Annotated in this window: 12 protein-coding genes (1 of these 12 cut by a window edge); 4 read left to right on the forward strand and 8 right to left on the reverse strand. The window is 42.2% G+C overall.

All coding sequences use genetic code 11. The features are described from left to right. Positions 1-1099, reverse strand: the 5' end (the start) of a protein-coding gene (locus D2U88_RS05315) for an Ig-like domain-containing protein (protein WP_119639271.1). 1130 nt of this gene lie to the left of the window's left edge; only the first 1099 of its 2229 coding nucleotides appear in the window; the start codon lies at positions 1097-1099; its stop codon lies beyond the left edge, outside the window. A 423-nt stretch (positions 1100-1522) separates the two neighbouring features. Here D2U88_RS05315 and D2U88_RS05320 point away from each other — a divergent pair, with 423 nt between their 5' ends. Both D2U88_RS05320 and D2U88_RS05325 read left to right on the forward strand, forming a co-directional pair. Next, entirely contained in the window at positions 1523-2209 is a 687-nt protein-coding gene (locus tag D2U88_RS05320; RefSeq protein ID WP_119639272.1) for a phosphatase PAP2 family protein, read from the forward strand. 27 nt (positions 2210-2236) lie between these two features. Then, positions 2237-3799 (forward strand): ArnT family glycosyltransferase, encoded by a 1563-nt coding sequence (locus D2U88_RS05325; RefSeq protein WP_119639273.1) that lies wholly within the window; start codon positions 2237-2239, stop codon positions 3797-3799. Here the strand turns inward: D2U88_RS05325 and D2U88_RS05330 are convergent. Beyond that, complete coding sequence (locus D2U88_RS05330) at positions 3787-4473, reverse strand: ZIP family metal transporter (RefSeq protein WP_119639274.1); 687 nt, start codon at positions 4471-4473, stop codon at positions 3787-3789. The two genes, D2U88_RS05325 and D2U88_RS05330, sit on opposite strands and share 13 nt — an antisense overlap. A 56-nt stretch (positions 4474-4529) precedes the next feature. Between D2U88_RS05330 and D2U88_RS05335 the strand changes: the two genes are divergently transcribed. Further along, entirely contained in the window at positions 4530-5696 is a 1167-nt protein-coding gene (locus tag D2U88_RS05335) for a THUMP domain-containing class I SAM-dependent RNA methyltransferase (protein ID WP_119639275.1), read from the forward strand. Positions 5697-5826: 130 nt separating this feature from the next. Here D2U88_RS05335 and D2U88_RS05340 read toward each other — a convergent pair whose 3' ends face one another. From D2U88_RS05340 to rlmD, 4 genes are read right to left on the reverse strand one after another with little or no spacing between them, the layout of a single operon-like run. Beyond that, complete coding sequence (locus D2U88_RS05340; protein ID WP_119639276.1) at positions 5827-6168, reverse strand: VOC family protein; 342 nt, start codon at positions 6166-6168, stop codon at positions 5827-5829. Between the two features lie 2 nt (positions 6169-6170). After that, positions 6171-6926 carry a DUF6048 family protein gene (locus tag D2U88_RS05345; protein WP_119639277.1) on the reverse strand — a complete coding sequence of 252 codons (756 nt, stop codon included), beginning with the start codon at positions 6924-6926 and terminating at the stop codon, positions 6171-6173. After that, positions 6907-7419, reverse strand: a complete 513-nt coding sequence (locus tag D2U88_RS05350) for a DUF6452 family protein (RefSeq protein ID WP_119639278.1) — start codon at positions 7417-7419, stop codon at positions 6907-6909. The genes D2U88_RS05345 and D2U88_RS05350 overlap by 20 nt, the downstream gene beginning before the upstream one ends. A 22-nt stretch (positions 7420-7441) precedes the next feature. Then, the gene (gene rlmD, locus D2U88_RS05355; protein ID WP_119639279.1) at positions 7442-8860 is read right to left on the reverse strand and encodes a 23S rRNA (uracil(1939)-C(5))-methyltransferase RlmD; all 1419 of its coding nucleotides are present in this window, start codon (positions 8858-8860) and stop codon (positions 7442-7444) included. 236 nt (positions 8861-9096) lie between these two features. Between rlmD and rocD the strand changes: the two genes are divergently transcribed. Continuing rightward, the gene (gene rocD, locus D2U88_RS05360) at positions 9097-10341 is read left to right on the forward strand and encodes an ornithine--oxo-acid transaminase (protein WP_119639280.1); all 1245 of its coding nucleotides are present in this window, start codon (positions 9097-9099) and stop codon (positions 10339-10341) included. Between the two features lie 8 nt (positions 10342-10349). Here rocD and D2U88_RS05365 read toward each other — a convergent pair whose 3' ends face one another. Together D2U88_RS05365 and D2U88_RS05370 are read right to left on the reverse strand one after the other, a co-directional pair. Continuing rightward, on the reverse strand, positions 10350-11402 hold the full coding sequence (locus D2U88_RS05365) for a S66 peptidase family protein (RefSeq protein ID WP_119639281.1): 1053 nt from the start codon (positions 11400-11402) through the stop codon (positions 10350-10352). Between the two features lie 77 nt (positions 11403-11479). Continuing rightward, entirely contained in the window at positions 11480-12793 is a 1314-nt protein-coding gene (locus D2U88_RS05370) for a carboxypeptidase-like regulatory domain-containing protein (RefSeq protein WP_119639282.1), read from the reverse strand. Positions 12794-12810 lie beyond the last annotated feature (17 nt).

Genomic DNA, 12810 nt, shown 5'->3' on the forward strand with positions numbered 1-12810 from the left:
GTCTTATGATTTCCGAATCACTATAAATTCTTTCAACATCCAACAATTGACCATCCATTCCAGAGGCAAAGACAAACAATCTTGCCGTGTTGGTGCCATAAAAATTGGCAGGAATGGCAATGGTTATCAATCTTCTCAAAATTTCAATAGGGTATTCTTCCATGCTTTCATTTCCCAGGGCGTCCAAAGCTTTGATATAAACACTAATTGCCCCAGTGGCAAAAGCAGCAGGGTCTAATTCCCACTCATAGTTGGGTGCGCTTTCAATAAGGAGTTGAGGGGATTCCCCCAATAGAAACTCGACTGAAGTAATATCCGAATATTCATCTGTAACAGTAGGATTAAAAAGTGTTGGTTCATCAATGATTTGATTGACCTCTAGTGATTCCAAAGCAATTGTCGGCCCTGTATTATCAGCAATGAAATTAACCTCATAGTTGGTTGTGTTCTGTGCCAAATCAACAGCTACAATTTTGAAAATATTATTTCCATCATTCAAATCCAATGTATTGATGTTGATTTCATAGACTTCATCCGTTATTTCTTGAAGTAGTATATTGTTCAAGTAGGTTTCCACAGAGGTCAAACCTTCATTGTCACTTACCTCAAATGTTACGGCATTGGTATCTCCGTTAATAATACTTGTATTGGATAATGAAACATTGGAAACAGAAGGCAACTCATTGTCTATATGTATAATTTGCTCCGAAACACCTTCGTTTCCAGAAGTATCCGTCGCAACAATTTTTAGTATGTAATCTTGGAACTTTCCAGTACTCGGAATCTTTGAGGAATAATTTGAAAGGTCAATCGTGAGTTGAAACGGTGCACTATTATCCTCGCCTACTTTTTGATTGTTTATAAATGCTTCCACTTTAGCTACTCCACCAGCATCTTGTGCATTTATATTAATGGTAATTTGATTGCTAAAAACAGGGGGTTCTCCAGTCGAATTGTTGCTAGAACCTGCAATTTGGACGGTAACTGTCGGTGCGATTACATCTGGTTCCGGCTCCGGCTCTGGATCTCCAGAATCTGAGGAGCAAGAAATAACGAAAAGGACAAAAATTAAAATTTGGAAGGGTAAGTATTTTTTCATGCACAAGGTTGGGTTTGATTTTTTTTAAATCTAACTCAATTTGTCAATATCACAAAAATGGAATCAAGAAATGTCAGAATATTCGACAACAAGCATTTGAGATTACATTGGAGCTAAGGCTTTATACCAAATGGGCAATCCCTACCCTCCGCTACCGCTAGTTTACAACTAGTGGTATAGCGTACGAGTAAGAAAGGTAAATTACGAGAAAGGCCATAGCTAAATCATAGTCGTGGCTTTTCCTTTTCGTATGTTTAGGATGCCACGGGTACCAAATACGACTTATTGTCTTTCCTGTTATTTTCTAATAAGATTAACTTAATATTTGATTTACGATGGGGCAAGAATATAATAAACTTGAAATAATTCAGGATTAACTTCAAAGGAACATGCCAAAAGTAACTTTGAAACAAACCTCCAGGCATGCGCATCGTAGTACAAAGATTGTTCCCGTTCTTTTTGTTGTTGGCCATACTTTTTCCTTTTTTGTTTTTCGATAAAGGAGTAATCCTACTTTTTGTAAACGGACAGCGAACCCCTTTTTTGGATTCTGTTTTTATCAAATCCAGTTCATTGGGAAATGCAATTACCGTGGCATTTGTCATGGTTCTGGTTCTTCGGTTTAAATTAAAATGGCTGGCCATTTTTCTATTGGCCTTTGCCCTTCAGATCATATTGGTGCTCCTGTTCAAGAAAGGGTTCTATTCAGGTGAATTAAGGCCTTATCTCTATTTTTACAGATCAAGGTTGGGCAACTTGATCCATTTGGTGGAAGGGGTCAAAATCAGATATGTTAATTCCTTTCCCTCGGGCCACACGGCTACCATATTCTTTTTGGTCTCCTTTTTTGCGTTGTTGTCCCGTAACCGCTCTGCCAGTTGGGTTTTGATGTCCCTTGGGTTGGTAGTAGGTATATCCCGTATTTACTTGGTCCAACATTTATTTGTGGATGTCTATTTTGGGATTCTTTTTGGTACACTTTCCTCAACTTCCGCTTATTTGATAGTGAAAAGGATTCCTAAAAAATGGCACTCCAAACAAATTCATATTGATGTACAACAAGTGCAACAGACAACCCAAAATGCACTAAGACAGTTGTTTAATGGCTAATTTGTAGTCATTTGATACTTTGAGCTATTGAAAAAATACGATTCCCTTCTCGTTTTTCTTTTCGGACTGTTGATCTGTACCTCCTTTGTTGGTCTCTATCCCATATATATATTGGATGAAGCCCGAAACTCAGAGGCAGCTCGGGAAATGTTGGTTTCTGGCAATTATATAATCCCTTTCTTCAATGGACAATTGCGAACCGATAAACCGCCCTTACATTACTTTTTCATGGTGCTGGGCTATAAAATCTTTGGGGTAAACGCGTTGGGCGCGCGGTTTTTTTCAGGATTTTTTGGTGCGCTTACCCTGTTTATGACCTATTGGAGTGTGAAAAGATGGTTCCACCCACTGGTGGCCAAGATTACGGTAGTGGTTTTAATGTCGTCCTTATTCTTTGTACAGGAATTTCATTTGGCAGTACCCGACCCCTACCTCATTTTTTTTGTTACCCTATCCCTTTTTTCCTTTTATGGTTTCTACAAAACACAAAGAATAAGTTGGTTGCTTCCATTTTATGTAGGAATGGCCTTGGGCATATTGACCAAGGGTCCCATTGCGATCGTATTACCAGGGCTGGTCATACCTATTTTTCTGTGGGTGCAAAAGGAATTCAATCTTAGGAACGTTTTGAAATTAAAACCATTCCTTGGCCTGTTGCTCATCATCTTGATTGCTGGTCCTTGGTATTATCTCGTTCATCTTTACACTGATGGGGAGTGGACCAAAGGCTTTTTCTTGGACCATAACCTATCCAGATTTGGTTCGGAAAAGGAAGGACATGGAGGTCTTTTCCTCATAACACTATTGTATGTGCTGTTGGGAATGCTGCCCTTTTCAGTGTTCCTTGTTCAAGGGTTTGTAAGGGCATGGAAGGTTAGAAAAACAAACGATTTTGTACTGTTCTCTTTTTTGGTCTCGGCCATTACCATAGTTTTTTTTAGTATTTCCAGCACCAAGCTTCCCAATTACCCGATGCCCAGCTATCCGTTCGTAGCTATCTTGATCGCCTTTTATCTATATCAGACCTATCAAGGGGGAAAAAGAACACGAGCACTCACAGTAAGTCTATTGTTTTTGATGTTGATTGGTATTTTACTGCCCATTGGAGGATGGATTGGCCTGTCCATGGAAAAATCATTGTTCAACTTGAGATATATCAGTCTATTTTTGATTTTGACCAGTATCACTGGTTTGGCATCTTTCTACTTTTATCTATCGGGAAGGTTTAAAACTACCTTCAAGTGGATTGCGGGAGGATGGATATTGATGGGACTGTGCCTTTATGGGTTTATTTATCCTTCATTGACCCAGCACAGTCCGGTTTCCAAAGCTTTAGAACAACTGCCTGCAAATGCTGATATGGTTGCCTATAAAAGATTTGATAGTGCATTTCCTATCAATTTTCAAAGAACCTTTCCTGTGCTGGATTCTTTGGAAGAAATCCATGCTTATTTGAAAGAACATCCAGATGCTTTCATCATTACCAATACCAGAAACAAGGAAGATTTGCAACAATTGGAAAGCTTGCACCTTGTTCTGGAGCAAAAGGCCCTTTTTGAGAACCACACCACCAGAATCTATACCAAATAGGCAATCCCTACACCTAAAATAATGACCAACAACTTTCTCAGGTTGAAGGCATGTCCTTGGGAACTTTCAAATAGGATGATGGTCGAAATGTGGAAAAACACCCCAATGGCCAAAGCGGTCAAAAATTGGCCATAATTGGCAATCCATGGTGAAGTGGACAGGTAACTCCCCAAAGGTGTCATCAAGGAAAAGGCAGCTACGAACAACAATATGGAACCCAATTTCATCTTGGAGTTCACAAAAAAGATACTCAGGATGATGGCAATAGGAATTTTGTGGATGACGATTCCATACAAAATGGAATTGTTTCCGTGAATGGGAACGCCCTCCACCAAAGCATGGATGGAAAGGCTTAGGAATAATAAGGTCGGAAATTTATTCTCCTTTAGATGGATGTGCATGTGTCCGTGCTCCGCTCCCTTGGAAAAGAACTCCAAAAAAATCTGCAATAAAATCCCACCCAGAATGAATAGGGCAATGGTCTTTGGGTCGTTGCCTTCATAAACTTCCGGCAATAGCTCAAAAAAGGTCAGGGATAACAAAAAGGCACCACTGAAGGCCAATAAAAGCTTAATGTTACCTGTATTTTCTGGCTTGATGAACCATACAAAGGCAAACCCGGTCCAAACGGCCAAAATGGGAATCAGGTAAACGAGAATTGAAGGAAAATCCATAGGCAGACTTGAAGGAGTAAAAATAGCCTATTTTTGCCGAAAGATGTATTGACGGTATGGCAGGAAATTTTAAAATGATGGCGAAGACCCTGTATAGTTTCGAACCTATTTTGGCAAAGGAACTTAGGGATCTAGGTGCCGGACATGTTGAAGAGGGGGTAAGGAACGTAACTTTTGAAGGAGATACGGGATTTATGTACAAGGCCAATTTGTGTTTGCGCACGGCGTTAAAAGTGTACAAGCCACTCAAAACATTCAAGGTTTTTAATGAAAAGGACCTTTATAACCACATCTACAGTTTGGATTGGCCGGCTCTGTTCGATGCGGAAAAGACCTTTGCCATTGATTCCACGGTAACATCGGATGTGTTCAACAATTCCATGTTCGTGTCCTTAAAGGCCAAAGATGCCATTGTGGATAAGTTCCGAGCGGTGGTGAGGCAACGTCCCAATGTCAGCACACAAGATCCGGATGTCCGGATCAATATCCATATTTTTAAGAATACCTGTACCGTTTCCTTGGACAGTTCTGGGAATTCACTGCATCAACGGGGATACCGTATTTTGACCAATATTGCCCCGATCAATGAGGTGTTGGCCGCTGGATTACTCTTGAGGAGTGGTTGGGATGGGCAGACCGACTTTTTGGATCCCATGTGTGGTAGTGGTACTTTTTTGATCGAGGCGGCCATGATCGCGTGCAATGTTCCGGCCAACATCAACAGGGAATCCTATGCCTTTATGCATTGGAAGGATTATGATTCGGAATTGCACCAAAAAATAGTGGAGGCCAGTTTAAAAAAGACCAGGGAATTCCATCATAAAATCTTGGGGTATGACAAGGCACCTTCAGCAGTGAGAAAATCTCAAGAAAATGCGGAAAATGCCAATTTATCCGATTATATCACCGTGGAACGCAAGGATTTCTTTTATACGGAAAAGCCTGTGGAAGGAAAGCTCCAAATGGTGTTCAATCCACCATACGGGGAGCGTTTACCCATTGAGGTGGAGGAGTTTTACGCCAAAATAGGGGATACCTTAAAACAGAGTTACCCTGGAACAAATGCATGGATGATTACTTCCAACCTTGAGGCCCTTAAATTTGTAGGGTTGAAACCATCCCAAAAAATCAAGGCTTTCAATGGTAAACTGGAAGCCAAATTTGTACAGTACGAAATCTACGAGGGAAGCCGTAAAGCCAAACATCACAATAATCCAAGTTAAGAATGTAACAATGGGTTGAAAAATTTGGTCAAGTGAATTATTTCATTAGCTTTGGTAAGTTTTTAAAAGCAAAAACTAACTAACTCAATCTAACTTCAAAGAAAAAGAGCCTGATTAATCAGGCTCTTTTTTATTTATCCGACCAAATGGCAAGTTCATTGCCCGAAGGATCTGTAAAATGGAACCTTCTTCCGCCTGGAAACGAAAAGATTTCCTTGACAATGGTCCCTCCCGATTTCATTACTTTTTCTTGTATCCCCTCCAAGCTTTCATGGTATAGGACAACGAGTGCCCCATTGGATATTTTCTCGTTAGTATACTCAAAGCCACCATCCAGTCCGCTATCGGAAAAAGCAATATAATCAGGCCCATAATCGGTAAAGGTCCATCCAAAGGCTTGGCCATAGAACTCCTTGATCTTGGCAAGATCGTTTGCCTTAAATTCGATGTAGTTAATGCGGTTGTTTTCCATTTTTATTGTTGATCAGGTTCTTTCTTCTTTTTGGATTTTTTGTAGAAAGGAATCAAATAGCTGATGGAATAATTGTAGTTCACCCCAAAATTGCTGCCATCGGTAACCTTGTTGAATCCAGGAATCCAAAGATTGGGAAAGTTGTCGTCCTCTTTATTGGTGACCAAAAACCCAAGTCGTGCGCTCATGCCCACGTAGATATTTGCAAAAAGCTCTGCTTTGATACCAACCACGAACTCCAGCCAGGAAGCCGTCAGTCCAGTAAATTCGCGGCCCGGTTCGGCACCGGCCAAAAATTCTTGGTTGTAGTATTGATTTGTATCATAGATGGAATAATCGTTCAAGGTTTGGCTAAAGCTCGCCACTGCATACCGTCCCCCAAGAATGATGGAATTGTTCATTCCAAACCAATTTTCATAGGTGTTCATATCCACTCCCGCCTTTATGTAACTTCCCGATGTTTCAAAATTGTACAAAAGGGTCTGTGCCAAGTTTTCGGATTGTGTTTTGGTTTCATTGCCAATTTCGGCTGCCAAATACAACTTGTGGGTAAGACGGTAGTCCCCGACCAGCTCAAGGCCAGTATAATCCTCATCAACAAAAGAAAGGACCAATTTGCTTATATCCGCACCCACTCGAAGACCATACTGCTCCTTGTACTCCACGGTATCCTTTTTTTGAAGGTCGATGGGTTCGCTTTGCCCCAATAGCATCAAGGGCATTAAGGCTAAGGTGAGGCTAATAGTATATCTTGACATGGACGTTGTTGGAGTTTTCTATGGATTCTTGGACCACTTTAATGTCCTGGATCCAGTTATTGGCACTTGCGGGCAAGGTTACGCTCAGGTTGTCAAAATTCATCACGAAACCGCAGGCCCTTGATAAAAAGGCTTCCCTTGTGGTGTAAGAAAATGTGAGGGTGTCAATGTTTCCCGTTTCCTCGCCGGTATCCGCATCGTCTGCAGAATTGGTGATGAACGCAAAGGAAGTGGTCATGGCATCCGAACGGAGTGGAATCCCTATGGAATCCAAATTATTTGAACGGTCAGTAATGGTATTGATGGTACTGTCCAAAATTACTTCCTTGATCCGTAATGATGGTACATCCTTGCTGGCCGTAGTATCGTCAATATCATAAAAACCGATTACCAGCAACGGGGTATCCCCGTCTACGCAGATATCATCCTTTTCACAGGATGAAACATAAATGACCAATGAGAGAATAAGTAGGATGGGGATAATTTTCTTCATTCCGGTTTCTTGTCCTTATTAATTAAAGTGTAGCCCGTTTTTCCAAAAGTACAACATTTTCAACGTGATGGGTCTGTGGAAACATATCCACGGGCTGCACCTTGGTGACTTCATAAAATTCTTTCATAAGAGCCAAATCCCTGGCTTGGGTTGCGCTGTTACAACTCACGTAAACGATTTTGGGTGGGGCCACTTGCAATAATTGTTCCACCACATTTTTGTGCATGCCATCGCGCGGGGGATCGGTAATGATCACATCGGGTTGCCCATGTTGCGCAATGAATTGCTCGTTGAAGACACTTTTCATATCCCCAACAAAGAATTCAACGTTGCTAATGTTATTGTGTTGGGCATTCGCCTTGGCATCTTCAATGGCTTCAGGCACGGATTCTACCCCAATCACTTTTTTAGCCTTTTTTGACACGAACTGGGCAATGGTTCCGGTTCCGGTATATAGGTCATAAACCAGTTCATCGCCGGTTAGACCTGCAAAGTCACGGGTCACTTTGTAGAGTTCAAAGGCCTGCTCCGAGTTGGTCTGGTAGAACGACTTGGCGTTGATCTTGAATTGCAACCCTTCCATTCCTTCAAAAATATGGTCCCGTCCCGAAAAGCAAATTACTTCCTGATCGTAAATGGTGTCATTTTGTTTGGAATTGATGACGTAGAGCAAAGAGGTGATTTCTGGAAAGGTTTGGGCCAAATGGTTCAAAAGCAGTTCCCGTTGTTCTTTTTTGTCTTCAAAAAATTGAATGAGCAACATGATTTCCCCTGTGGAAGCGGTGCGCATCATCATGGTGCGCAAAAGCCCCTCTTGTTTGCGGGGATCAAAGAAGGACAATCCATTTTCGGAGGCAAATCTTTTGGTTTCCAATCGGATGGCATTGGAAGGGTCTTGTTGTAAGTGACATTTTTTAATGTCCAAAATCTTGTCCCACATCCCTGGAATATGGAATCCCAGGGCCTTGCGGTCATCAATATCCTTCTCAGAGTTGATTTCCGATTCGGTCAACCACCGACTATTGGAAAAAGAAAATTCCATTTTGTTCCGATAAAAATATTGCTTCTTGGAACCCAATATGGGGCTGATTTCCGGCAGTTCAAGATGACCAATGCGCTTTAAATTGTTCTCGACCTCGTTTTGTTTGAAATGAAGTTGGTGCTCGTAGGCCATGTTTTGCCATTTACAACCTCCACAAGTGCCAAAATGTTGACATTCGGGCTGGGTCCTTTTATCGGAAAGGACATGGAAATGGGTAGCAGTGCCTTCAAAATAGGCACTCCTCTTTTTGGTGGTCATCACGTCTACTACATCACCTGGGACGGCATTGGACAGGAAAATGATCCTGCCATCCGGTGCCTTGCCCACAGATTTTCCCTTGGCTCCGGCATCAACAACCGTTACATTTTCAAAAGTCTGTCGCTTGTTCTTTTTACGCATGGCGCAAAAGTAATTTCTTTTTGGTATTTGATGGCTCCTAGCTTCTTAAATTGAACCTAAACTTTCCGCGTATCACGTTCTAGAATCAAGCACCACAAAGCCATGCTTTTGAACAATAATTTGTAATTTGCGGGCACTTCTAGGGATGATTTCTCTCCCACGCTGCTTTTTCGAGTCCTCGAAAGAATAAAGGTATTGTAGGAATGGTTGTTTTATGAATTTAAAAAATTATTGAAATGGCTGTTTTAGAGCATTTAACATCGCAGCAAGCGATTGATTTGGAAAACAAGTACGGAGCCCATAACTATCACCCATTACCTGTGGTTTTGAGCAAAGGCGAAGGTGTTTATGTATGGGATGTGGAAGGCAAGAGATATTATGATTTTCTCTCCGCTTATTCTGCAGTGAACCAGGGGCATTGCCACCCAAAGATCGTAGGCGCCATGATGGAGCAGGCCCAAACCTTAACCTTGACCTCCAGGGCTTTTTACAATGATATGTTGGGGCAGTACGAACAGTATGCTACGTCTACCTTTGGATTCGACAAATTATTGCCCATGAATACGGGGGCAGAAGCTGTGGAAACCGCTTTGAAGATTTGTAGACGATGGGCCTACCAGAAAAAGGGAATTCCTGAAAATCAGGCACAGATAATTGTTTGTGAAAATAATTTTCATGGGAGGACCACGACCATCATTTCGTTTTCCAACGACCCAGTTGCACGAGAAGATTACGGGCCTTATACCGAAGGGTTCATCAAAATAGCATATGATAATTTGGTGGCTCTTGAAAAGGCTTTGCAGAACAATCCCAATGTGGCCGGTTTCTTGGTGGAACCCATCCAAGGTGAAGCTGGAGTGTATGTCCCATCTGAGGGATATTTGTCGGAGGCCAAAGACCTATGTAAAAAATACAATGTGCTATTTATTGCTGATGAAGTACAAACGGGAATCGCCAGAACGGGTAAAATGCTTGCGGTGGACCATGAAAATGTAAAACCCGATATTTTGATCTTGGGGAAGGCTCTTTCAGGGGGAGTTTACCCAGTTTCAGCGGTTTTGGCCAATAATGAAATCATGGACGTGATAACACCGGGTAGTCATGGCAGCACGTTTGGTGGAAACCCAGTGGCGGCGGCAGTGGGCATTGCTGCCCTCGAAGTGATCAAGGAAGAACAATTGGCGGAAAATGCCATGGAGTTGGGAGAAGTGTTCCGAGAAGAATTGAACAAGTTCATCCCATCTTGCGATTTGGTGACCCAGGTTAGGGGAAAGGGATTGTTGAATGCCATTGTGATCAACGATACGGAGGATAGTTCCACGGCGTGGGATATTTGTATGGCACTGAAGGAAAATGGTCTCCTGGCCAAACCTACCCATGGAAACATTATCCGTTTTGCCCCACCTTTGGTGATGAATCACGAACAGTTATTGGATTGTGTGGATATTATCATCAAGACCCTTAAAGAGTTTGATAAGTAAAAAGTTCATTAGGATACAGCCGCTTCCAAGAGTTCCAAACTCATTTCATCGGCATTGAAAGCTGCTTGGACTCCCACTGGAAGTGTAAAATTATTGGGGACATGCCCAAAGCTCATTCCATAGGCTGCGGGCATACCCAAAGAGGCTATCCGGTCCATGATGACTTCTTTCAGAGTGAAATTATCCTCTTTTCTTTCACGGTTACATCCTTTGCAAACCCCGAACACCACGCCCTTTGCTTTTTTAAAAGTTGCGCCTTCGATCAATTGGGTAAGCATCCGGTCAATACGATAGGGAGCCTCTTCCACATCTTCCAAAAAAACAAGTTTGTCCGTAAAATCGATTTCATGGGGCGTACCGATCAAAGCGTTGACCAAGGTCAAACTGCCACCTGCCAATTCTCCTTCACAGGTGCCCGGAGTGATGGTGTATCGATTGTATTCAGGATTTTCCAAAAACTTGGAATCGGTGAGTTTTGCATTTTTGATTTTTTGGGAGTCCTTGCCCTTCATCAATACCTTTTTAAAGTATTTCTGGCTGTAGGCATCGTCTATGGTACTACCCACGGGTCCATGGAAACACACAAGGCCTGTTTCTTTATAAATGGCCTGGATCAAAGCCGTGATATCACTGAAACCGATCAAGACTTTTGGATTCTTCTTGATACTTTCATAATCCAGTTGGTCCAAAATCCGGGTACATCCATACCCGCCACGGGCACATAGGATACCATCTATCTTGGGATTGGCAAACATTTCGTTTACATCTTTGGCCCGCTCCTCATCCGTATTGCTGAAATAGCCATAATTCCCGATCAAGCGTTCGGTATGATAGGTCTTGAACCCCATTTCCTTTAAAGTTGCCAGTGCCTTTTCCAATACCTCTGGTTTTATGGCGTAACCTGGCGCCACCAAACCGATGGTATCTCCCTTTTTCAACTTTTTGGGTTTTATTCTTGAAAGAGTGGATGGTGTAAGCTCGTTTCCCCATCCAGTATTAGGCAATAATGTGGCCGCTCCGAGTACCGTGGCGGATTTAATAAAAGTTCTTCGCTTGGACATGTACTTTTGATTTCTTTAGATTATACGCTGGCAACTAGGCCAAGCTAAATATCCATAAAATATGTAGAACGGCCCAATCAGTCACTATTACGTTCGGCCCTACGCAATTGACGCTGGATTTTCTTGATGGCGGACTCAATGGATTTTTCAGGTTCAATGATATTGTATTCACCCCAAAAGTCAGGGTCGGAAAAACCCGTGGCCTCATCACTCATGATGATGGATTTTTTAATGCGCTCCCTATTGCGGGGTAGCTCTCCTGTGTTGTTGTTTTCCCAATCAGTAATGGCCATTTCGGCATTCATACTGTAAACGGAATTGAACCACTTGTCTTCCCAGTCCACTTTGAACTCCATGGTGACGCTGCTGTACCCATAATACCATTTGCCGTTCTTTTCCCGATAGTCGACCCGATAGGAAACCTCGGTAGGCCACACATCAACCCTGGCGGGTTTTCTGCGGACAAATAGCTCTGCTGCTTTTTTCCGGTCGGTAATGTTCAACGAAAAGATGGCGCCGGTCAGGATCTTGTTTTCCACATCAATGTAAAGTTCCCCTTGGTATAGGGGTTCCAAGATATTTTCGTGCTGGTTAAACTTGACTACATAAATCAATTTGTCATTGATTCGCGTGGAGCGGTCGAACCAAAACCTATAGTTGGCCATGGATTCTGGTGAAAAGATGTATTCGGGATACTTCATGATATCCACATAAAGTGTATTGTATGGACCTCCCTGCAGTTTTAGGGCTACGGTATCCAGTTTACTGTAATCAGTGCTTTTTCTTGACTTGTATAGTTCAACGGCGTCGTCGCGATTGGAATCGTATGGGGTCTTATAGATGTTCACCACCGCTTCGGACAAGGAGACGTTCTTTCTTCTTTTTTTGATGGTTTCCCGGTAAAAGGCTGTCATCAAGGTAGAATTGTCAAAATAATTCTCATCCCTGTGTGCCATGGTTTCCCTTACCAGGGCCATGGCATCCTTTGGGGCATTGATGTTGATTTCCGATAATTCCGTGACCGATATTTCCAATGAAATCTTATTGCCTTCTTCCGAAAGTTGTACTAGGGGAACCGTTTTGGTCTTATATCCCAAAAAGGATACGACCACATTCTGACTGGTGATGTCTTTTGGAATCTTCAGTAAAAAATTTCCCTCCGTATTGGATATGGTACTGATATTGGTTCCTTCTACGGTGAGTGTGGCAAAAACCAAGGGCCTATTGGTAGATTCGTCAACAACTTCCCCGCTGTATTGGTTGTAATCGGTGGTTTCCTGAAAGGCAAAAACCTTGGCAGGACCCATTAGCAGAACGACCATTAGCGTCAATAGTAACGAAGTCGAAAGTTTCCCAAAATATGGGACCAGTTTGTTCAGTTTCAAATTCATAGCTTTTACCCAAAAAT

Origin of the sequence: Flagellimonas aequoris, from assembly GCF_003584165.1 — a bacterium.
In the GTDB taxonomy this organism is placed as follows: domain Bacteria; phylum Bacteroidota; class Bacteroidia; order Flavobacteriales; family Flavobacteriaceae; genus Flagellimonas; species Flagellimonas aequoris.